Below are 21,411 nucleotides of genomic sequence, written 5' to 3'. Positions count from 1 at the left end.
AACGACTCGGGGCGCTGACGAATGCCAGCGCCCCGGTGGACTGCGACGGGCCTACTTGCGGATGCCGAGCCCCTCGATGAGCTTCTTGTAGCGGTTGGCGTCCTTGCTCTTCAGGTAGTCGAGCAGACGGCGACGCTGACCCACCAGCTTCAGCAGACCGCGGCGGGAGTGGTGGTCCTTCTTGTGCGTCTTGAAGTGCTCCGTGAGCATGGTGATGCGCTCGGAGAGCAGGGCCACCTGCACCTCGGGAGAGCCGGTATCGGTCTCGTGGGTGCGGTACTTCGCGACAACCTCTGCCTTGCGGTCCTGATGCAGTGCCGACATGTGCTTCCTTCTTCTTCCCGCTCCGGGGGGTGGGTACTGCGGTTGCCGCGGTCCGCGGAGGGGTACAGACCGGGCTTCCTCCTACTAACGAATCGGGGGCTTATAAACACCGCCCGTGCGGGCGGTCAACCTGAAGCGCCCGGGCAACTGCCTGGAAACGGGCCAGTGGACAGTCCAATGCCCCGGGACGAGGGTCTCCAGGGCGCTTTCCAGGGCTCCAAGGGGTCAGACGAGCACCCGCAGGTAACGCAGGCGGCCGCGCACCACCTCGGCCACGGCGAGCAGCGCGTCCGAGGGGCCCACCACCCGCACCCGGCCGGGATGGGCGGGAGCCTCCACCGGCACCCCGTGGGACACCCGGACGGCATCCGCCGCGCTCACATGCACCGCCGGCAGGTCCGTCAGGGCCTGGGAGATGGGCACCAGCCGCCTGGCCAGGGCCTCGGGCTCCCGGGCCAGCTCGGCCAGGTCCGCCAGCGGCAGGGCCTGAGCCAGGGTAAAGGGGCCGCTGGTGGTGCGCCGCAGCGCCTCCAGGTGGGCCCCGCAGCCCAGCGCCCGGCCTATGTCATAGGCGAGCGTGCGCACGAAGAAGCCCTTGGAGCAGCGCACCGACAGACGAAGCTGGTTGGCGCTGAAGTCGCGCAGCACCAGCTCGTACACGGTGACGTGGCGGCTGGCGCGCTCCACCTCCTCGCCAGCACGGGCGAGCTCATACAGCCGCTTCCCGCCCACCTTCACCGCCGAGTACATGGGCGGCACCTGGTCGAAGGAGCCACGGAAGCGCCCCAGCACCTCTTCCAGCAGGGCCGCGGTGAGGGCGGGCACGGGGGCCTCGGCCACCACCTTGCCCTCGGCGTCCTGGGTGTCCGTCTCCGCGCCCAGACGCACCACGGCGTCATAGGCCTTGTCGCCCTCGGTGATGAAGCCGGCCACCTTGGTCGCCTCGCCCAGGCACAGGGGCAGCACCCCCGTGGCCATCGGGTCCAGCGTGCCGGTATGGCCCACCTTCTTCACTCTGAGCAGACCCCGGACCTGCCGCACCACGTCGAACGAGGTGGGCCCCTTGGGCTTATCGATGACCAGGACGCCGTCCATGCTTCCGATTCTACCGGCAACCGCACCGTGCGCGGCTACCAGCCCTCTTTGTCCTTCACCTCGCGCAGCAACCGCTCGATGCGGTCACCCCGCTCCAACGACTCGTCGAAGGTGAAGAAAACCTCGGGCGACACGCGCAAATTCACCGCCTCGGTGATCTCCCGGCGGATGTACCCCTTGGCCGCCTCGAGCCCCTTCTCGGTGTCCTTGCGCTCCTGCTCGGTCCCCATCATCGAGTAGTAGACGCGCGCTGTCTTCAGGTCCGGCGACACCTTCACGCCGGTGATGGTGATGAAACCGATGCGTGGATCCTTCAGCTCGCCCCGGGTGAGCATCCTCCCGAGGGCCGCCTGGATCTCCTGCCCCACACGCTCCGGCCGATTGCTGGTGCTCATTTCTTCTCCCAATCCCTCGGGTTGCGCAGGCTCCGGGCGCGGGCCCGGGCGTCATCCAGGGACATGGGCCCCGGCTGCCGGTCCGTCCCCTTGGCTGGACGCCCGCTCTCCTGCCCCTGGTGCCGACGCTCCCAGTCCGCCATCCCCTCGGCCTCGGCCATGGAGCGATCTCCACGGCCCATGCCGGCGATGAGCTCTTCCAGGTCCGCTTCCGGCCCCGCCTCCTCACCGTCCTCGTCGACTTCCTCCGGCTCCTCGTCGTCCTCCGCCGCCGCCCGCCGCCCGGCGGGTGCCGTCCGGCCGGGGGTGTAGAGCGTATCGCCGAAGGCCATGATCTCCGTCTGCCGCGAGAGGAGGGGTGCGACGTACATCTCCTCCACGAAGTGGATGATCTTCTCCATCTGCTCGTCGACGTGGCGGCGCTCGTTGCCCACCACCGCCAGCGCGAGCGTGGCCTTCTGCCAGAGATCCTGGTCATCCACCTCGGCCACGGCCACGTTGAACCGGGCCTTCACCCGTTCCGTGACCCGGCGGAGCACCTGCCGCTTGGCCTTGAGAGAACCGCTCTCCGGAATCTGCAGGGTCAGACGTGCGACGCAGACGAACATGACACTCAGGACCTCGACCCGGTGACCTCGCCTGGACGGCGGGCCACCGGGCGCATTCCGGTGGTGACAGACAGCGGCCGGAGAGGAACTAGCTCAGGCTCGGCCGCGTCTCCTCGATCTCGTAGGCCTCGATGATGTCGCCGGGCTTGAGATCAGCGTAGTTCTCGATGCCGATACCGCACTCGAAGCCCTGGGAGACTTCCTTCACGTCGTCCTTGAAGCGGCGGAGCGACGCCATACGGCCGGCGAACAGCTGCTTGCTGTCACGCAGCAGGCGGACGTAGGCGCCACGCTTCATCACACCGTCGAGCACCGCCGCACCGGCGATGGTGCCCAGCTTCGGTACGTTGAAGGTGTTGCGCACCTTGGCCCGGCCCAGCTTGCGCTCGGTGCGGATGGGCTCCAGGAGGTCTTCCATGGCCTTCCGGACACCATCGATGAGCTCGTAGATGATGCTGTAGGTCTGCAGCGTCACTTCCTGAGCCTTGGCAGCCGCCTCGGTGCCGGACTCGGGCTTGACGTTGAAGCCCACCACGATGCCCTTGGAAGCGGCCGCGCGCATCACGTCGCCCTCGGTCATCGCGCCCACGCCCGAGTGGATGACTTCCACGCGGACCTTCTGGGTGGACTGGGACAGCTTCTGGACGGCCTCCTTGACGGCCTCGGCCGAGCCCTGCACGTCCGCCTTGATGACGAGCCGCAGTTCCTTGGCGCCACCGCCCGCCTTGGTCTTGGCGAAGAGCTGCTCGAGCGTCTCGCGGGTGCTGGGCTTGCCCAGCTCCGCCTCACGGCCCTTCATGGCGCGGTGGGTGGCGATCTCCTTGGCCGCCTTCTCGTCGGCCACCGCGTTGAGGGTGTCACCCGCGGTGGGCACACCCGACAGGCCGATGAGCTCGGCGGAGTAGCCCGGGAGGACTTCCTTCACGGCCTCGCCACGGCTGTTGTTCATGGCGCGGACGCGGCCGAAGTGCGTGCCGGTGACGACGGCATCGCCCACCTTGAGCGTGCCCTCCTGCACCAGCACCGTGGCCACGGGACCGCGGCCCTTCTCCAGCTTGGCCTCGATGATGGCGCCCACCGCCGGACGGCTCGGGTTGCTCGTGAGCTCCAGCACCTCGGCCTGCAGCGCGATGTTCTCCAGCAGCAGATCGATGCCCATCTTCTGCTTGGCGGACACCGGCACCATGATGGTCTCACCGCCCCACTCCTCGGGGGTGAGCTCGTAGGTGGCCAGGTCCTTCTTCACGCGGTCCGGGTTGGCGCCCGGCACGTCCATCTTGTCGATGGCGACGACGATGGGGACCTCGGCGGCCTTGGCCTGCTTGATGGACTCGATCGTCTGCGGCATCACGCCGTCGTCGGCGGCCACCACCAGCACCACGATGTCCGTCACGTTGGCGCCACGGGCGCGCATGGACGTGAAGGCCTCGTGGCCCGGGGTATCCAGGAAGGTGATGTCACCGCGCGACGTCTTCACCGAGTAGGCGCCGATGTGCTGGGTGATGCCACCGGCCTCGCCGCCCGCCACGTTGGCGGCGCGGATGGCGTCGAGCAGGCTCGTCTTGCCGTGGTCGACGTGGCCCATGACCGTGACGACCGGCGGACGGTTGCGCTCGTCCTCGGGACGCGCCTCCACCTCGGGCAGGAAGTCCTCGACCTCGAAGCCGGCCTTCTCCACGCGCCAGCCGTAGTCGGTGGCGATGAGCTCGGTCGTCTCCGCGTCGATGATCTGGTTGGCCGTGGCCATCTTGCCCAGACCCATCAGCTTCTTGATGAGCTCGTTGGTGCGCACACCCATGCGCTGGCCCAGGTCGGACACGGAGATGCCCTCCTGGATCTTGATGACCTTCTTCTCCTCGGCCATCTGGGTGATCTGCGTCTTGGCGCCCTTCTTCGTGGGCTTCTTCTTCTTGCCACGGATGGGGATGGTGACGCGGCCCCACACCAGGTCGGAGATCTCCTGCTTGGACGGGCCGCCCTCGCCACCGGGGCCACGCTTGGCGCTGCGTCCGCCGGCCTTCTCCTTGTCCTTGCCCTTGGAGACGTCGACGAGCTCACGGCCACGGCCGGCGTGGTCCGGGATGACCCTGAACTCACGCTTCTCGCCGATGGCGCTCTTGCCCGGCGCCATGGGGTACTGCTTGCCGGCACCGCCGGTGGGCGTCACGCGGCGCACCTGGATGAGCGGGCGCGAGATGACGACGGCCTGGGTGGCCGTGGGGCGCTGCGAGCGCGGATCCTGCGACACCTGCTGGTGGGGCACTCCACCCACCATCACCTGCTGGCCCGTCGCACCGGGAGCGGCGCCGGGCTGCCCACCCGCGGCACCCGGCGTCGAGGGACGCACGGGACCCGTGGACTGGATGCCGCCACTGCGCTGGTACTGGCTGGGGCCGCCACGCTGATACTGGCTGGGGGCACCACGGCCCTGACCGCCGGGACCACCCGGACGGCCTCCCTGGCCACCGGGACCGCCCGGACCACCGGGACGGCCACCAGGACCGCCGGGACCACCGGGACGGCCACCAGGACCACCGGGACCACCGGGACGGCCACCAGGACCACCGGGACCGCCGGAACGGCCTCCCATGCCGGGACCACCCGGCGAAGAGGTCCGGTGCGGACCAGAAGAAGGATGGGCCGAGGGGGTCCGGACAGTGGGTGGAACCGCCGAAGGCGGGCGGGTAGACAAGCTGGGTGACTCCTTGACGGGGGATGACGGCTGCGCGGTGGCAGCCGGGGGCGGGGTGGCCGCACGGGGCGGCTCCGCGGCCCGGGGCGCCTCAGTGGCGGCCGCGGGGGACGACGGCTGCGTGGCGGGGCGCGACGGCTCCGCGGCGGCAGCAGGCTGCTGGGCCTCGGCACGGGGTGCCTCGGCGGAAGTGGCCGGCGTGACGGCGGCCGGAGTCTCGGAAACGGAGGGCGTGGCAGCGGCCCGCGGCGCCTCGGCGGCGGGCGGAGCGGCGGCGGCCGGGGTCTCCGGAGCGTCGGGCGGCTGAGCGGCGGCCCGGGGCGCCTCGGCCACGGGGGCCTCGACGGCCGGCGGCGGCTCGGCGGCACGCGGGGCCTCGGCGGCCGGCGGCTCGGCGTAACGCTGACCCTCGGCCGGAGTATCCTCATAGCCCGCGTCGGAGGACGAAGGCGTGCTCGTCGGGGCCTTGCGGCGCACCACGAACCCCTTCGCCGTCACCGGCGCCGCGGCCTGCTTGGGCTTCCGCTTGTCCAGGATCTTCTGTACGGCAGCGGTGGCCTGATCGTCCTCGAGCGAGGACGAGTGGCTCTTGACGTCGTAGCCGAGCGCTACGAGCTCGGTCACGACCTCTTTGTTGTCGAGCTCGACGCCCTGGTCCTTGAGCTCTTTGGCAATTTCGTGAACGCGCTTCTTCGACATACGTTGCTTGGCCTTTTGCTCCGCCGGCTACCGGGCGCAGCACCCTAATCCAAAAATGTGTGCGAGTGGTGCTAACACCCACTCCCCCCGGCTGCTCCACCCCGTGCCGGGCCTGACTCCAACGCCTGTCCCAGGGCCGACGGGTCAACCGCCCCCGCCTTCCCCCGAAAGGCCCTGCCAAAGGCCTTCCGCTTCACCGCCGCGGCCAGGCACCCAGCACCGCAGAGATAGGCCCCCCGACCGGGGAGCCGCCTCGCCCTGTCCACCACCAACCCGCCCTCGGGGCCCACCGCCAACCGGGTGAGCTCCTCCTGAACCCGCCTGGCGCCGCAACCGATGCAGCTTCGCACCGGTCCGGCGTTCGCCGGGAGTTCTTCTTTTCTTCTACTACCGGAACGAGCCTTCAGGCGCATCCCCCCTGGCAACCAAGCGAGCTTACAACCCTACCCCGACCCTAACCTAAGCGCCCGCCGGCTGCGCGGCCGAAGAAGAGGCCCCGCGCTCGGCGTTGAGCTCCGCCCGGAGCTTGGCCTCCTCCACCAGATAGTTCTCCGCCGCGCTCTTGAGCTGGCGGGCCTTCTTGATGCCAACCCCCGGCACGTCGCCCAGCTTCGCCAGGTCCTTCTCGTTGGCGAGCTCCTCCACCGTCTTGTAACCGGCCAGGCCGAGCTGCTCGATGGTCTTCTCGCCCATGCCCCTGACGCGGGCCAGGCGCTCGGTCTGACTGAGCTCGTCCGGATGACGGCGCGCCTCGGCCTGGCGGGCCTGCTCGCGCTCCCGCTCCATGCGCGACAGTTCCGCCGCGTCGAGCGACATCTGCTTGCGCGCCTCTTCCTGCATGGCGGGAATCCGGGACGGGTCCATACCCGGAATCTGGCCCAGCATCTCCGGATTGGCCTCGGCGATGTCCTTGGCCTGACGGAAACCGTGCGCGTAGAGCGTCTCGACCAGCATCTCGTTGACACCCGGAAGGGCGCCCAGCGAACGGTTGGCGAACTCGCGCATCTCGCGAACCCGGCTCTCGCTGTTGATGTCCAGCTTCCAACCCGTGAGCTGGGCGGCCAGGCGGACGTTCTGCCCGCGCCGGCCGATGGCCAGCGACAACTGGTCATCCGGGACGATGAGCCTCCATGGCGTGGTTGGCCTCGTCGATGATGACGCGGCTCACCTCGGCCGGGGCCAGCGCCGCGCACACGAAGCGCGCCGGATCCTCGTCGTAGGGGACGATGTCGATCTTCTCGCCGCGCAGCTCCTGCACCACCGCCTGCACGCGGCTGCCCTTCATGCCCACGCACGCGCCCACCGGATCCACGTCCGAGTCGCGGCTGGACACGGCGATCTTCGCGCGCCCGCCCGGCTCACGCGCCGCGGCCTCGATGACGACGATGCCCTCGGCGATCTCCGGCACCTCCATCTCGAAGAGCTTGGTGAGCAGGTTGACGGAGGCGCGGCTGAGGACGATCTGCGGGCCCTTGGACTCGCGCAGCACGTCCAGCACGTAGGCCTGCACCCGGTCACCGGCGCGGTACGTCTCGCGGGGCACCTGCTCGCGCACCGGCAGCACCGCCTCGGCACGGCCCAGGTCCACGACGATGTTGCCGCGCTCGAAACGCCGGGCGATGCCGGTGACGATCTCGTTGCGCCGGTCCTTGTACTCGTTGAAGACGTTCTCGCGCTCGGCGTCGCGGGTGCGCTGGAGGATGACCTGCTTGGCCGTCTGGGCCGCGATGCGTCCGAAGCCGCGGCGGAACGTCTTCAGCCGGAGGATGTCCCCGTACTGATCGTCCTGCGCCTTGGCCTCCGCCGCGTCCTCGTCACGGTAGAAGATCTGGAACACGAGCTCGTCGCCCGGCTCCACCTCCATGCCCTTCTTGTGCGCCTCGTCGAGGGAGATCTGGTTCACCGCCTGGATGGGGTCGGTGATGGTCTCCACCACGGTGATGGCCTGGAAGAGCTCCACCACGCCCTTCTCCGGGTCGTACTTCGCCTCGAGGTTGCGCTCCTGGCCAAAGTGCTTCTTGGCCGCGGTCGTCATCGCGTCCTCGAGCGTGGTGATGAGCACGCTCCGCTCGATGCCCTTGTCCTTGGCCACCTGATCCAGGACGAGGTTGAGGTTGATGTTGGGGTTGGCTGGCGTGGGCATCATCTTCTCCAAAGGTTCCACGGGCGCGCCCGCGCGAGGGCGCACCCTGTATGTGGACTGCTAGAACTCGAACTCCAGATTGGCCTTGGCGATGTCCTTGAAGGAGATGCGGAAGCTGCCCGCCCCTTCCACGTCCACAGCGATGGCGTCGGCCGCCACCTCGGTGAGCGTCCCGGTGAAGTTCTTGCGCGGCGGCTCCCCGAGGGGCCCGAAGGTCTTCACCTTGATCTTCTGGCCCTTCACCCGCTCGAAATGCACGGGCTTCTTCAGGGGCCTGTTCACGCCGGGGCTGGAGACCTCCAGGTTGTACTCGTGGGGAACGATGTCCTCCACGTCCAGCACCGTGTCCACCGCCCGCGAGACCTGCGAGCACTCGTCCAGGCCCACCCGTCCACCCGGCTTGTCGATGAACAGGCGCAGGATCCAGCCCTCGCGCTCGCGGAGGAACTCCACCTCGAGGAGCCTCCAGCCCCTCGCCCGCAACGATGGGCTCAAGCACTTCCTGTGCCCTTGCCTCCACCGTTTGCTTGATGTTCTCCGCCATAGGCCGCTTCGAAAACTCCGGACTCCAAAAACACAAAAAGCGGGCGCGACGGCCCACTTTTCGAAGAACTGCGTCGAAAAATGTCGGCGGCGTCCGTAGCACACGCCACCTCGGGGTGTAAAGGATGACGCACCCCTTGTCCTGACATCCAACAGTCCCCCCAGGGGTAGGGATTCCCGGGGTTTCCGTGGACGGGGACCGGTTATAACGCCCCCATGCACCTCATCGCCGCAGCCCAGATGGTGTCCACCGCGGACAAGGCCCACAACCTCGACTCGGCCACCCGGCTCGTCCGGCGTGCGGCCGGCCTGGGCGTCCGCCTGATGGGTCTGCCCGAGAACTTCAGCTGGATGGGCCCGGAAGCCGAGCGCCAGGGCGCCGCCGAGACGCTGGAGGGCCCCACGCTCTCGCGCATGGCCGAGCTGGCGCGCGAGCGGAAGGTGACACTGCTGGCCGGCTCCATCCTGGAGACGGGTGCCCCGGGCGGCCGCCTCTACAACACCACCGTGCTCTTCGGGCCGGACGGCGCCCGGCTGGCCGTGTACCGGAAGATGCACCTCTTCGACGTGGACGTGGGCGACGGCACGCCCTACCGCGAGTCCGAGGCGGTGGCCCCGGGCAGCCAGGTGGTGGTGGCGGACACGGAGGCGGGCCGGCTGGGCCTCTCCATCTGTTACGACCTGCGCTTCCCCGAGCTGTACCGCCGCCTGGCGAAGGACGGCGCCACCCTGCTGGCGGTGCCGGCGGCCTTCACCCTGATGACGGGCAAGGACCACTGGGAGGTGCTGCTGCGCGCACGCGCCATCGAGAACCAGTGCTACCTCTTCGCCCCGGCCCAGGGCGGGCGGCACTCGCCCCAGCGCGTCACCTGGGGACATGCCATGGTGGTGGACCCCTGGGGACTGGTGACGGCCCGGGCCTCCGAGGGCGAGGGACTCGCCGTGGCACCGGTGGACCCGGAGCTGCTCGCCCGCATCCGCAAGAATCTGCCCTGCCTGCAACATCGACGACTGGACTGAACCAGCCGAGCACTTGTGACCGGGCCCCTGGGTACCGGGTCCATTCCCCGGTACACTGAGGACCGGAACCTCTCGTGAAAAGTCGCTGGTCCTATATGGTGTTCGTCCTCCTCGGGTCCGTCTCGGTGGGTTGCCCCGCCGACGAGAAGCCCGTGGCCCCGGTGCATGCGCCGGCCGCGCCGCCTCCGGTGCGCCGCGCCCAGCTCAAGGGGCTTCAAGGGGATGTGAAGGTCAAACGCGCGGCGGGGGACGAGTGGCTCCCCGCCCAGGAGGGCATGCCCCTCTTCGAGAACGACAAGGTGAGAACCGTGGCAGGCGCGGGAGCGCAGATCGTCTTCGCCAACGGCAGCATCGTGAACCTGGGCGACGACGCGCTGATCGGCATCGCGGAGACGCGGCCCAGGCCCGGACAGGAGCGCACGGACCTGACGGTTCTCCGCGGCCGGGTGGACGCCGAGATGGAAGATCCGGCACGCCAGTCACTGTCGGTCACCACACCAGCGGCCACCGTCCGGGCCGGAAGGGAGATCGTGTTCCAATGAAGAGTTCCTTCCTGCTCGCCCTGTTGATGCTGGCGCCCACCGAAGTGGTGGTGCGCGATGGAGAGTCACTCGCCGAGGTGGCCCAGCGCACGCTGGGAGACCGTGGTGGCGCCAGTGCAGCTCAAGGCGCTCAATGGATTGAAGGACAACGCGGTCGCGCCGGGCACGAAGCTGAAACTGCCCGGGCCGGACCGCGCGATCGCCCAGCGGTCGCTGACGACGGCGCGCAACGCGCTGGCCCAGGCGGACGCCAATGCGGCCCAACGCAAGGAATCCGCGGCCAAGCTGAAGGAGGCCGAGGTCCACTTCCAGGGCGCGCGTTATGACGCCGCCGCCAAGGCGGCCGATGAGGCCTGGAAGCTGGTGGCGGCGACGACGGCGCAGCCCACCACCTTCTCCGTGGCCGTGGATGCCAAGGGCACCACCACCGTGGAGTCCAGGTCCGGCCAGCCGGTGCGCGTGGAGGCCGAGGGCGTCACCCACCCGGTCTCCGCCGGCGAGAGCGTGCGCGTGGTGAAGGGCCAGCCCCCGTCCGCCCCCCGGGCTCCGCTGGGCGCGCCCCTCCCCACCCAACCCGCCAACAAGTCGAAGTTGACCGTGCAGCCCGCCAAGGGCGGCGCCAGCCCCGTCACCCTCGCCTGGAAGCCGGTGGAGGGTGCCGAGGGCTACGAGGTGGAGCTGGTGCCCGTGCGAGGGGAGAAGCGCACGCTGCCGGCCAACACCCACCAGCTCAAGGTGTCGCTGGCCGCGGGTGCCTACCGCTGGAGCGTGCGCGCGGTGGCCCGCGAGTCCCGTTCCGAGGCCTCGGCCGAGCAGGGTTTCGAGGTGGCGGAAGCGCCAGCCAAGCCCATCAACCTGCAGGTGCAGCCCTCGAAGTGGCAGTAGCGCGGGAGGCGCGTTCCCATGCGGCTCTTCAAGACCATCCTCTTGTTGATGCTGGTGGCCAGCCTGGTGCCCACGGTGATGGTGGGCCTGCTGTCCGTGTCCGACACGCGCGAGCTGCTGGTGCGCGACGCGCAGGAGCTCACGCAGGAGCGTGTCAAACAGCTCAAGCTGAAGGTGGAGGGCTTCCTCGCCGAGCCCACGCGCGCGGTGATGGGCATGGCGCGCGTGCCCAACTTCTTCACCCTCACGCTGGAACAGCAGCAGACGTACCTGCGCGCGGTGCTCAACCAGAGCCGCGAGGTGCAGGCCATCACCCTCTTCGGGCCCGATGGCAAGCGGCTGCCGGGGCTGCAGGCCTTCGCCGTCAGTGACGTGCCCCCCACCGCGCTGGCCGAGCACGAGTCGCGCGCGGTGGCCCTGCTGGAGGGGCTCGCCGGCCTGCGCTACGCGGACGTGGTGTGGCGCCCCACCGGCGAGGCCGTGGTGACGTTCGCCTTCCCCGTGGGCGAGCCCGTCAAGGGCTACATCGCCGCGGACGTGACCCTGGCGGAGCTGCAGACCATGCTCGCCCAGGAGCGCGTGGGCAGCACCGGCTTCGTCTACCTCTCCGACGCCCAGGGCCACGTGCTCGCCGGCGGCGGCGGGCTGGTGACCGGCCAGGACGTCTCCCAGCGGCCCGTGGTGGCGCACCTGCTCAAGGGCGTGGCGCGCTCCCCGGACACGGACATCCTCCACGTGGGCAACTTCTCCGAGGGCGACGAGGCCGTCGTCGCCGCCTACGCCACCCTGGCCGATCCCCACTGGGCCATCGTCTCCGAGCAGCCCGTGGCGCTCGCCTACAAGCAGGTGGAGACCATGGAGCGGCGGCTGCTGCTCACCGTGCTGGCCGCCACCGTGGTGGCCCTCGCGCTCGCCGCCTTCTTCTCGCGCAGCGTCACCCGCCCCCTCAAGGGCTTCACCCAGGGCGCCCTCCAGCTCGCCCAGGGCAAGTTCGGCCTCGAGGTCAACGTCCCCCAGAAGAACGAGCTCGGCGAGCTGGCCCGGACGTTCAACTACATGAGCAAGCAGCTGCTCGCGTACGACCACGAGAACCGCGGCCTCTACGAGAGCCTCGAGCAGGGCTACCTGGAAACCATCGTCGCCCTGGCCAACTCCATCGACTCCAAGGACTCCTACACCCGCGGCCACAGCCAGCGCGTGGGCGACGTGGCGGTGGAGATCGGCCGGGAGATGGCCCTCTCCGAGCGCGAGCTCAAGCAGCTCCAGTTCGGCGGCATCCTCCACGACATCGGCAAGATTGGCATCGTCGAGTCCATCCTCTGCAAGCAGTCGCGGCTGACGGACGAGGAGATGACCATCATGCGCGAGCACCCGGCCATCGGCGACACCATCATCAAGCCCATCAGCTTCCTGCAGGCCATGCGCTCCTGCGTGCGCAGCCACCATGAGCGCTGGGATGGCACCGGCTACCCGGACAAGCTCGCCGGCGAGGACATCCCCCTGCTGGCCCGCATCGTGGCCTGCGCGGACACCTTCGACGCCTGCACCTCCACCCGCCCCTACCAGAAGGCCATGCCCCTGGAGAAGGCGATGGAGATCCTCGAGAACCTCAGTGGCAAGCAGCTCGACCCGGCCGTGGTGTCCGCCCTGCGCCGGGTGTTGGAGAAGAAGGGTGTGCGCGTCGAGGGCCACCGGCTTCCCGTGAAGCTCGCCTCGTGAGGCCCCCCAGGGTTCTCCCCCTGCGGCGCGCCGGATGGTAAGCAGGGCCCAGCGATGTTCTGGCCCTGAAAGGGGAACCCCTTGAGTTTCTGGGATCGAATCAAGCCCACCGAGCGCCCCGTCTCCGCCACCGAGGTGACGCTGTCGCCGGACAACACCCGGTTGAGCCTCGTCTGGGAGGATGGCGTGAGGACGGACGCCACCGCGCAGCTGCTGCGCCAGCAGTGCCCGTGCGCCGGGTGCGTGGACGAGTGGACCAACAAGCGCACGCTGGACCCGGCCCGGGTGCCCGCGGACGTGCGCATCACCCAACTGCAACCGGTGGGCAACTACGCCCTCACCTTCGTCTTCAGCGACGGCCACGGCACCGGCATCTACCCCTGGAAGCTGCTGCGCGAGATCACCCAGGCGCAGGGCTGAGCCCATGGAGCAACGCGTGAACGAGTCCCGCTACCGTCTGGTGCGTCCGCTCGCCATGGGAGGCATGGCGGAGCTGTTCCTCGGCGTGGTGCGCGGCGCGGAGGGCTTCGAGAAGTCCGTGGCCATCAAGCGCATGCTGCCGCACCTCGCGAGCGAGCCCACCCTCGCGCAGATGTTCCTCGCCGAGGCCCGGCTGGCCACCCACCTGCAGCACCAGAACATCGCCAGCGTCTACGACGTGGGCAGCAGCGCGGAAGGGCTCTTCCTGGTGATGGAGCTGGTGGACGGCTGGGACCTGGGCGTGCTGCTGCGCCACGCCCACCGCCGCGGCCAGCGCTTCCCTCCCCACCTCGTGGCCCTCATCGGCTCCCAGGTGCTCGCCGGCCTCATCCACGCCTACCGCCGCCTGCACAACGGCCGTCCCGTGCTCACCGCCCACCGGGATGTCTCGCCCTCCAACATCCTCATCTCCCGCGAGGGCGAGGTGAAGGTGACGGACTTCGGCATCGCCCGCCTCGAGGGCATGTCCATGGGCACCCAGCCCGGCACCTTCAAGGGCAAGCTTCCCTATGCCGCGCCCGAGACACTGCGCGGCGAGCCCGCCAACGCCCTGAGCGATCAGTTCGGGCTCGGCATCGTCCTCTACGAGCTGCTCGCCGGACGCCACCCCTTCGGAGATGGCGCGGGGGACCCGATGGCCTTCGCCCTCGCCATCACCCAGCAGGAGCCCCCGCCGCTCACGGACGTGCCCGCGCCGCTGGCCGCGGTGGTGGTGCGCGCCATGGCCAAGGCCCCCGAGGCCCGTTTCCCCCGGCCCGAGGACATGGCCGAGGCGCTGGCCCGCTACCTGGCCCAGGCCGGTGAGCCCGCCACCTCCCAGTCCCTCGCCACGTTCATCTCCAGCCTCACCCCGCCCCTCACCCTCGTCGAGCGGGTGCAGGCCTCGGAGTCCGACGACGCGTCGCCGCAGTCCATGACGCCCACCGTCCGCCGCCCCTCCCTGTCCACCCGGGCCGTGAATCCCCCCTCCTTCGAGCTGCAGCCCATGGAGGAGAACCTCGAGCACGAGGAGGTGCCCGGAGGACCCGTGCTCAGCATGAGTGGCCGGCTCGTCGTCCCCACCGCCCCGGCTCCCGCCGCCACACCCGCCGCCGCGGCCCCCCGGGCCCGGGAGTCCCGCTGCGCCCGCTGCAACAGGCCCCTCGCCTCGGCCCACGCTCCGTGCGACCGCTGCGCCCGGGAGCTGTCCCCGCAGCTCTCCTCCCTCGCCGAGGACGTCTCCGCGCCCCAGGGTGCCGCGTCCGCTCCGCGGCGCTCCGTGCTGGACATGCGGGAAGACGAGCTGGAGCTGGCCGAGCGCGCCCCGAAGAAGGAGACGGTGTACGAGCCGCCCAAGGCCCGCTTCCCGTGGGCACGCGTGGCGACCACCCTGGCCACGCTGCTGCTGCTGGGCGGCATCGCCGTGGTGGGCTACCCCTACCTCCGGCCCTTCCTGACCCGGCTGTTCTACTCGGTGGGGCCCAAGCAGTCCCTGCCCCTGCTCGCCATCGATAGCCAGCCCGAGGGCGCCACCGTCATCGTGGACGGCACGGAGATCGGCACCACGCCCATCGTCCTCGACAACACCTACGCCAGCGGCCAGGACGTCCCCGTGCAGCTCACGCTCAAGGGCCACAAGCCCTGGAAGGGCACCTTCATCGGCGGCCAGCCGGTGGATCTCCACGTCCGCCTCAAGCGCTGAGGCGGAGGAAGCCCCGCCCTCACTTCACCAGGCGCAGATGGCCTCGACGCGGCGAGGGCGGCTCGTCCTTGGGTCCCTCGGCCTCGACCGGGCTCGGAGTCGGCACGGGCGCCGGAGCCGACACCGGGACTGGAGCCGGAACCGGCACCGGGGCCGGAGTGGGAGCAGGCGCCGGAACCGCCGCGACAGGCTCGGGCGATTCGTCCTCCGGCCCGTCCTCCTCTGGCCCGTCCTCCGGCCGCCCCACCTCGCGCAGCACGGCCCGCGGACGCTCCACCGCCGGTGCCGATTGCTCCGTCACGCTCTCCGGCACCTTGGACGTCACCATCGTCTGCTGGATGAGCTCGGCCGGCATGTCGTCCGGGTACATCCAGAATTCCTTCGTCAGGTGGCTCGTGATGGCGAAGAGCGCCGACCACGGCACCGCCACCTTGAAGCGGCTCCCCGAGAAGCTCAGGGTGCAACGCACGCCCCACTCGCCCACCGTCAGATCCGGTGGATCGAACCGGTAGGACAGGTTCAGGCGCAGGTGGGACTCATTGCGCAGCGAGGTGGGCACGAGGACCCCCGGACGGCGCGCGTCCAGGTGGATCATCACCATGCCCTTGTCGAGTGCGGCCAATAGCCGCGCCTTCTTCTCAGGACCCTTCTTGTCCATCGACGTGCGCTAGCGGGCGAGGGGGGCGTTTCAGCGACGGCGCATCGCCCGGTCCATCTCCCGCTTGGTCTCCCGTTCCTTGATGTCCTGCCGTCGGTCCTCGTGCGTCTTGCCCCGGCACAGCCCCAACTCCACCTTCGCCCGGCCGTTCTTGAAATACAGCAGGAGCGGGATGATGGAATAGCCTCGCTCCCGAACCTTCGTGATCCACCGGTCGATTTCCGCCCGGTGCATCAACAGCTTGCGGCCCCGCAGAGGCTCGTGGCTGAAGAAGCTGGAGGGGTTGTAGCCGCCGATGTGAGCATTGAGCAGATAAAGCTCACTGCCCTTGGGCAGCGCGTAGGCGTCCGAGAGGTTGGCCGTCCCGGCCCTCAGCGCCTTCACCTCGCTGCCCGAGAGCGAGAGGCCGGCTTCGACCTTCTCGTCCACGCTGTAGGCGGCGCGCGCCTTGCGGTTCTCGGCGATGATCTTGATGCCGGACTCGCCCGTCCCGCCCTTGCCCTTTACAGCCGCCATACGCTCGTGTCCCCTAGCCTCCGATGGGCTGGTTGTCGATCAGCCGTGTGGAACCAACGAAGGCCGCCACCAGCAGCCGCGCGGGCTGGCCTGGTGTCACGGCCGGCAGCGGGGTCAGCGAGGTAGCGTCCACCAACTCGACATAATCCTCTCGAAGGCCCGCGGCCTCCAATTCACGGCGCACCGCGCCCACCAGGGCCGCCGTCTCGCGCGTCCCGCTCCGGCAAAGCGCCTGGGCCGCCGCCAGACCTCGCGACAGGGCGAGCGCCCGCTGCCTGTCCTCGGGGGACAGGTAGGCGTTGCGCGAGCTCATCGCCAGCCCGTCCGGCTCGCGGATGGTGGGCATGCCGATGATTTCAACCCCAAGGTTCAGGTCGCGCTCGAGGGCGCGGATGACCTGGAGCTGCTGGTAGTCCTTCTCGCCGAAGAGGGCGAGCTGGGGCTTGAAGAGGCACAGCAGCTTCGTCACCACCGTGGCCACGCCGCGGAAGTGGCCGGGCCGGCGCGCGCCGCACAGGCCCTGGCTCACCTGCTCCACGTCCACATACGTCTGGTAACCCGGGGGGTACACCTCCGCCGGAACGGGGGCGAAGACGGCCTCCACTCCGGCGCTGGCGCACTTCTCCAGGTCCCCCTCCATGTCCCGCGGGTAGCGCGACAGGTCCTCCTTGGGACCGAACTGGGTGGGGTTGACGAAGATGGAGGCCGCCACGGCGTCGGCCCGCCGGCGTCCTTCGCGCATCAACGAGACGTGGCCCTCGTGCAGGAAGCCCATGGTGGGAACCAGCGCCAGGCGGCGGCCCGAGCGGCGAAGGGACTCCGCCCAGGCGGCGGTCTCGGCAACGGTACGAAGGACGAGCGGGGCCATGGGCTAGACCGGAAGCTCCGTAGATGGGGCCCACCTTCTCGGCGCCCTCGGCGGGCGCGTCCGCGGGCTCGGGCGTGGAGGCCACGAGGCGGATGGGCTTGGACTTGAAGGAGTGCTCCTCGTCCGGGAAGGTGCCCGCGCGTACCTCGGAGAAGTAGGCGCCCGCGGCCTCCGTCATGGAGCCGAAGAGGTTGGCGTAGCGCTTGACGAACTTGGGCTTGAAGTCCGGGTTCATCCCCAGCAGGTCGTAACAGACGAGCACCTGGCCGTCGCAGTACTTGCCCGCGCCAATGCCGATGGTGGGGATGGAGAGCCGCTGCGTCACCTGACGCGCCAGCTCCAGCGGCACGCCCTCGAGCACCAGCGAGAAGCAGCCCGCGCGTTCCAACGCGAGAGCGTCCTCGAGAATCTTCTGAGCGGCGTCCTCGTCGCGGCCCTGCACCACGTAGCCGCCCATCTTGTGCACCGACTGCGGCGTGAGGCCCAGGTGGCCCATGACGGGGATGCTCGCGCGGCTGATGGCGGAGATGACGTTGGCGAACTCGGCGCCGCCCTCCAGCTTCACCGCACCCACCCTGCCCTCCGCCACCAGACGGCCGGCATTGCGCACCGCCTCCTCCACCGACACCTGGTAGCTCATGAAGGGCATGTCCCCCACCACGAGCGCCCGCTTCGTCCCACGGACGACGGCGGCGGAGTGGTACACCATCTGGTCCATCGTGACCGGGAGGGTGGAGTCATGCCCCTGCACGACCATGCCCAACGAGTCTCCCACGAGCAGTATGTCCGCTCCGGCTTCATCGAAGACGCGGGCGAAGGTGGCGTCGTAGGCCGTGACCATGCAGATCTTCTGGCCGCTCTGCTTCAGGCGCTTCAGCGTGTGGATGGTGACCTTGTCCTTCACGGTTCACCTCCTCTGGGGATAGGGGTTCAACGTCCTGCCGTGCATGCATGGACGCCTCTCACCGTCCCCGAGGGGATCGCCGGAAGCGGCCATCGGTGACACTCTAACGCCCTCGGGAGCGCCGCGGGGGCTTCTCTTCAGGGCAGGCAGGCAGCCGAGCCCCTCTCAAAGCCGCTTGGCGCTGTTGGGTTGGTAGTGGTGGGTCCCCTGCCGCGCCCCGTCGATGGCCCCCATCAACCCCTTGAGATCGTTCTCGTTGTGGACGAAGTCGATGTCCGAGGTGTCCACCACCAACAGCGGCGTCTCCGTATAGCGGGAGAAGAAGTCGTTGTAGGCGTGGACGAGCGCCTCCAGGTAGCCGGCGTCGAACTGGCGCTCGAACTCGCGGCCCCGCTTCTTGATGCGGTGGAGCAGCACGTCCAGGCGGGCCTGCAGGAAGATGACCAGATCCGGCCGCGTCACCCGGGGCGTGAGGGCCTCGAAGACGCGCTCGTAGAGGGACAGCTCGTGCGAGTCCAGCGTCAGGCACGCGAAGATGCGGTCCTTGGCGAACAGGTAGTCGCTCACCGTCACCGAGTTGAACAGATCCGGCTGGAAGAGCTTCCTGCTGCTGCTGGAAGCGCGAGAGCAGGAAGAAGATCTGCGTCTGGAAGGCGTACTTCTGCCGGTCCTCGTAGAAGTGGGCGAGGAAGGGATTCTCCTCGTATTTCTCGAAGACGCGCCGGGCCCCGAAGCGCTCGGCCACGAAGTTGGAGAGACTCGTCTTACCGACGCCGATGGGCCCCTCGACCACGATGTAGCGGTTGTCCATCCGCTTCGAGACCTCCGACTGCACGAGACGCGCTCCGGCCTGGGGAACCCGGCCGGAACGGGGCGCGGAATAGAGCACGGGAGTGGCAGCCGGGCAATGTTCGCGCTCCCGCCAGACTCGCCACGCTTGACGGGCCGATGAGCGTCCACTACCAGGGACGCACGCGCGGTGCGGGAGAGGCGGACGCGCGGGGACCGAGGGAGATGAATCGACGGCAGCGGGCGAAGACGGTCATCGAGTTGGAGCCACGCCGGGCCACGTCCACCGAGACGGCCCAGGCTCCCACCCAGGCGCTGGAGCCCGATCCGCTCTACGGCGTGGCCCTCCTCAAGACGGCCCTGGAAGCTCAAGCGCCGCAAGGACGGCACCCCGGAGGAAATCCTCCGCGGCGTGCTGGCCCGCATGCGGCTGTCCGAGGACGAGTTCCGCGCGTGGTTGTCGCAACAGGGCGGGCTGGCCAAGGTGCTCGGCGGCAACGGCGGCGGCGGGCCCTGAGCCTCTAACGCGAGGCCACCCAGGGCTGGAGCGCCGCGTCCACCGCGCCTCCGAGGGACTTGCAGAAGGCGTACTCGGTGCGCAGCCGCTCCACGGGTGTGGCCGCCTCGAAACGGCGAGTCTCGAAGAAGAGCGCGTACACCACCTTGTCGCCCACCTTCGAGCGGATGCCGAGGTACTCGCCCTGCACGTCCATCTGCGGCAGCAGCATGCGCTCCAGCGAGCGATAGACGCGGGCCATGTCCTGCGTGGCCCCCACGAAGGTCTTCTCCTCGAGGAGGGGGATGGGGCTCGGGTCACCCCAACGCAGCAACACCACCCCATCGGGGCGGGCGAACACCGCGTACACCACGCCGAAGCGGTTGAGCACCGGCTCCAGCTCCTCCAGTGGCAGGGGCTTCATCAGTCCTCTCCGGGCCGCTCTTCTCGTTAACACCGGAGCGGGCCGGACGCCAAATTGGAGCTACTTCGCGACGGGCCCCAACGCGCGCTCGATGGCGGCGAACTCCACGGACGAGAGCGTCTCCGCGCGCCGGGTCGGATCAATGCCCGCCGTCCGCAGCGCCTGCTGGAGCTGCTCCAGCGAGCCCAGCGACTTGTCCGACTTGAGCGAGTTGATGAGCGTCTTGCGGCGCTGGGCGAACCCCGCCTTCACCAGGCGGATGAAGCGCGCGCCATCCACCACCGGCGCCAGCGGCGCGGGACGGCGGATCAGCCGCAGCACCGCCGAGTCCACCTTCGGCGGCGGATGGAAGCGGTGGGCGTCGATGTCGAAGAGGTTCTCCGACATGAAGTAGAGGCCCAGGATGGCGGTGAGCAGGCCGTAGTCGCGCCCACCCGGCTCGGCCGCGAGCCGGTCCACCACTTCCTTCTGCAGCGTGAAGACGGCGCGCGTCACGTGGTCGCGCTGCTCCAGCACCTGGAAGAGGATGGAGCTCGTCAGGTGGTACGGGAGGTTGCCCGCGACCTTCACCTCGGGGACGCCCGCCACCTTGGCGAACTCCACCGTGGCCGCGTTGCCATCCACCACCCGCACGCCGGGGATGGCCTCCTTCTCGAGGACGGCGATCATGTCCCGGTCCTTCTCCACCGCGGTGACGCGCGCCCCCGTGGCGGCGAGAAAGCGCGTCAGGTGCCCCAGGCCCGGGCCCAGCTCGATGACCGGCTCGCCCTCGCGCAGCTCCAGCGCGTCGGCGATGGCCTCCAGGATGCCCGGGTCCCCCAGGAAGTTCTGCCCCCAGCTATGCTTGGCCCTCAGGCCGTGGCGCTGGAGGATATCACGTGGCGTATCCACTCTCGGCTCCCTTCACCTTCACATGCGCCAGGCCGGGTCGGCGGACAGGTTGAAGTCCCCGCGCAGACCCCGGCGCCAGGCCTCGTAACCGGCCACGGCGATCATCGCGCCGTTGTCCGTGCACAGCCGCACCGGCGGCAGGAACAGCTTCAGATTCCGCTCCGCGGCGCGCTCCTGGCTCAACGAGCGCAACCGCGAGTTGGCCGCCACGCCCCCGCACACCACCAGGTTCTTCAGGCCCAGCCGGCGCGCCGCGGCGACGAACTTCTTCGACAGCGCATCCGCCACGGCTTCCTGGAAGGAGGCGCACAGGTCCGCCAGCGCCTGCCCCTCGGGGACACCGTGCTTGCGCACGTGCTGCGCCACCGCCGTCTTCAGGCCGGAGAAGGACCAGTCGAAGTTCTCCGCCCCGGGCAGCGCGCGAGGGAAACGGATGGCCTCCGGGTTCCCCTTCTGCGCGAGCTGATCGATGGGCAGCCCGCCCGGGTACGGCAGGCCGAGGATGCGCGCCGTCTTGTCGTAGGCCTCGCCCGCGGCGTCGTCCCGGGTGCTGCCCACCAGCCGGTAGCGGCCGTAGTCCTGCACCTCGTAGAGGCTGGTGTGGCCGCCGGAGACGACGAGCCCCAGGAAGGGAGGCTCCGGCGCGTCCTCGAGCAGGCGGATGGCGAGCAGGTGCCCCTCGAGGTGGTTGGCGCCGACGAAGGGCTTGCCGGTGGCGAGGCTCAGCGACTTGGCCACCTGCACGCCCACCAGGAGCGCGCCGATGAGGCCGGGCCCGGAGGTGACGGCGATGAGGTCCACGTCGTCGAGCGTCTTGTGGGCCCGGGTGAGGGCCTCGTGCAGCACGGGCATGACCTGCACCACGTGGTTGCGGCTGGCCAGCTCCGGCACCACCCCACCCCAACGCCGGTGGATGTCCACCTGGGTGGAGACGACATCGGAGAGCACGCGCCGGCCGTCCTCCACGAGGGCGGCGGCGGTCTCATCACAGGAGGTTTCGATTCCGAGTACGAGCAAAAGGCGTCCTCTCTACCAGGAG

At 69.5% G+C, this 21,411-nt stretch carries 18 protein-coding genes and 4 pseudogenes; 6 read left to right on the top strand and 16 right to left on the bottom strand.

The genetic code is table 11. The annotated features are described in order from the left end of the window. Positions 1–51 precede the first annotated feature (51 nt). The 8 genes and pseudogenes from rpsO to rimP all read right to left on the bottom strand — a co-directional run bounded on the left by rpsO (position 52) and on the right by rimP (position 8,500). A complete protein-coding gene (rpsO, locus tag ACN28I_RS42840) occupies positions 52–324 on the bottom strand; it encodes a 30S ribosomal protein S15 (RefSeq protein WP_420947643.1) in 273 nt (90 codons plus the stop codon). A gap of 225 nt (positions 325–549) precedes the next feature. Further along, entirely contained in the window at positions 550–1,419 is an 870-nt protein-coding gene (gene truB, locus ACN28I_RS42835; RefSeq protein ID WP_420947642.1) for a tRNA pseudouridine(55) synthase TruB, read from the bottom strand. Between the two features lie 35 nt (positions 1,420–1,454). Then, positions 1,455–1,814, bottom strand: coding sequence for a 30S ribosome-binding factor RbfA (gene rbfA / locus ACN28I_RS42830; RefSeq protein WP_420947641.1), 360 nt, complete (start codon positions 1,812–1,814; stop codon positions 1,455–1,457). Then, positions 1,811–2,422, bottom strand: a complete 612-nt coding sequence (locus ACN28I_RS42825; RefSeq protein ID WP_420947640.1) for a DUF503 domain-containing protein — start codon at positions 2,420–2,422, stop codon at positions 1,811–1,813. The genes rbfA and ACN28I_RS42825 overlap by 4 nt, the downstream gene beginning before the upstream one ends. 88 nt (positions 2,423–2,510) lie before the next feature. Then, entirely contained in the window at positions 2,511–5,813 is a 3,303-nt protein-coding gene (gene infB, locus ACN28I_RS42820; RefSeq protein ID WP_420947639.1) for a translation initiation factor IF-2, read from the bottom strand. Positions 5,814–5,884: 71 nt separating this feature from the next. Then, a complete protein-coding gene (locus ACN28I_RS42815; RefSeq protein ID WP_420947638.1) occupies positions 5,885–6,226 on the bottom strand; it encodes a YlxR family protein in 342 nt (113 codons plus the stop codon). A 46-nt stretch (positions 6,227–6,272) separates the two neighbouring features. Next, positions 6,273–7,956 (bottom strand): annotated as a pseudogene (gene nusA, locus ACN28I_RS42810) (transcription termination factor NusA). Between the two features lie 60 nt (positions 7,957–8,016). Then, positions 8,017–8,500: pseudogene (gene rimP, locus ACN28I_RS42805) on the bottom strand (ribosome maturation factor RimP). A 215-nt stretch (positions 8,501–8,715) separates the two neighbouring features. On the opposite strand from rimP, the gene ACN28I_RS42800 reads away from it, so the two are divergent. From ACN28I_RS42800 to ACN28I_RS42775, 6 genes are all read left to right on the top strand, one after another. Then, complete coding sequence (locus ACN28I_RS42800) at positions 8,716–9,519, top strand: carbon-nitrogen hydrolase family protein (RefSeq protein WP_420947637.1); 804 nt, start codon at positions 8,716–8,718, stop codon at positions 9,517–9,519. 95 nt (positions 9,520–9,614) lie between these two features. Further along, positions 9,615–10,061: a FecR domain-containing protein gene (locus tag ACN28I_RS42795; RefSeq protein WP_420948825.1), complete on the top strand. Its 447-nt coding sequence runs from the start codon at positions 9,615–9,617 to the stop codon at positions 10,059–10,061. A gap of 105 nt (positions 10,062–10,166) precedes the next feature. Further along, positions 10,167–10,946: a LysM peptidoglycan-binding domain-containing protein gene (locus tag ACN28I_RS42790; RefSeq protein ID WP_420947636.1), complete on the top strand. Its 780-nt coding sequence runs from the start codon at positions 10,167–10,169 to the stop codon at positions 10,944–10,946. Positions 10,947–10,964: 18 nt separating this feature from the next. Continuing rightward, entirely contained in the window at positions 10,965–12,665 is a 1,701-nt protein-coding gene (locus ACN28I_RS42785) for an HD domain-containing phosphohydrolase (protein WP_420947635.1), read from the top strand. An 81-nt stretch (positions 12,666–12,746) separates the two neighbouring features. Beyond that, on the top strand, positions 12,747–13,085 hold the full coding sequence (locus tag ACN28I_RS42780; protein WP_420947634.1) for a DUF971 domain-containing protein: 339 nt from the start codon (positions 12,747–12,749) through the stop codon (positions 13,083–13,085). Positions 13,086–13,101: 16 nt separating this feature from the next. Next, on the top strand, positions 13,102–14,826 hold the full coding sequence (locus tag ACN28I_RS42775) for a protein kinase domain-containing protein (protein ID WP_420947633.1): 1,725 nt from the start codon (positions 13,102–13,104) through the stop codon (positions 14,824–14,826). A 19-nt stretch (positions 14,827–14,845) separates the two neighbouring features. Here the strand turns inward: ACN28I_RS42775 and ACN28I_RS42770 are convergent, their stop codons facing one another. The 8 genes and pseudogenes from ACN28I_RS42770 to tsaD form a co-directional block, all read right to left on the bottom strand. After that, positions 14,846–15,484 carry a ClpXP protease specificity-enhancing factor SspB gene (locus ACN28I_RS42770; RefSeq protein ID WP_420947632.1) on the bottom strand — a complete coding sequence of 213 codons (639 nt, stop codon included), beginning with the start codon at positions 15,482–15,484 and terminating at the stop codon, positions 14,846–14,848. 30 nt (positions 15,485–15,514) lie between these two features. Beyond that, positions 15,515–16,000: an SsrA-binding protein SmpB gene (gene smpB / locus ACN28I_RS42765; RefSeq protein WP_420947631.1), complete on the bottom strand. Its 486-nt coding sequence runs from the start codon at positions 15,998–16,000 to the stop codon at positions 15,515–15,517. A 13-nt stretch (positions 16,001–16,013) separates the two neighbouring features. Further along, the gene (gene panC, locus ACN28I_RS42760) at positions 16,014–16,868 is read right to left on the bottom strand and encodes a pantoate--beta-alanine ligase (RefSeq protein WP_420947630.1); all 855 of its coding nucleotides are present in this window, start codon (positions 16,866–16,868) and stop codon (positions 16,014–16,016) included. A gap of 25 nt (positions 16,869–16,893) precedes the next feature. Next, a pseudogene (panB, locus tag ACN28I_RS42755) lies at positions 16,894–17,772 on the bottom strand (3-methyl-2-oxobutanoate hydroxymethyltransferase); the annotation flags it as partial. A gap of 165 nt (positions 17,773–17,937) precedes the next feature. Further along, a pseudogene (locus tag ACN28I_RS42750) lies at positions 17,938–18,583 on the bottom strand (deoxynucleoside kinase). Between the two features lie 499 nt (positions 18,584–19,082). Beyond that, positions 19,083–19,481 (bottom strand): hypothetical protein, encoded by a 399-nt coding sequence (locus tag ACN28I_RS42745; protein ID WP_420947629.1) that lies wholly within the window; start codon positions 19,479–19,481, stop codon positions 19,083–19,085. A gap of 60 nt (positions 19,482–19,541) precedes the next feature. Beyond that, positions 19,542–20,372 carry a 16S rRNA (adenine(1518)-N(6)/adenine(1519)-N(6))-dimethyltransferase RsmA gene (gene rsmA, locus ACN28I_RS42740; RefSeq protein WP_420947628.1) on the bottom strand — a complete coding sequence of 277 codons (831 nt, stop codon included), beginning with the start codon at positions 20,370–20,372 and terminating at the stop codon, positions 19,542–19,544. A gap of 18 nt (positions 20,373–20,390) precedes the next feature. Continuing rightward, positions 20,391–21,389: a tRNA (adenosine(37)-N6)-threonylcarbamoyltransferase complex transferase subunit TsaD gene (gene tsaD, locus ACN28I_RS42735; protein ID WP_375766988.1), complete on the bottom strand. Its 999-nt coding sequence runs from the start codon at positions 21,387–21,389 to the stop codon at positions 20,391–20,393. Positions 21,390–21,411 lie beyond the last annotated feature (22 nt).

Origin of the sequence: Archangium gephyra (assembly GCF_049060025.1) — a bacterium.
GTDB lineage: Bacteria > Myxococcota > Myxococcia > Myxococcales > Myxococcaceae > Archangium > Archangium gephyra_A.
This window is presented reverse-complemented; position numbering and strand designations above follow the sequence as displayed.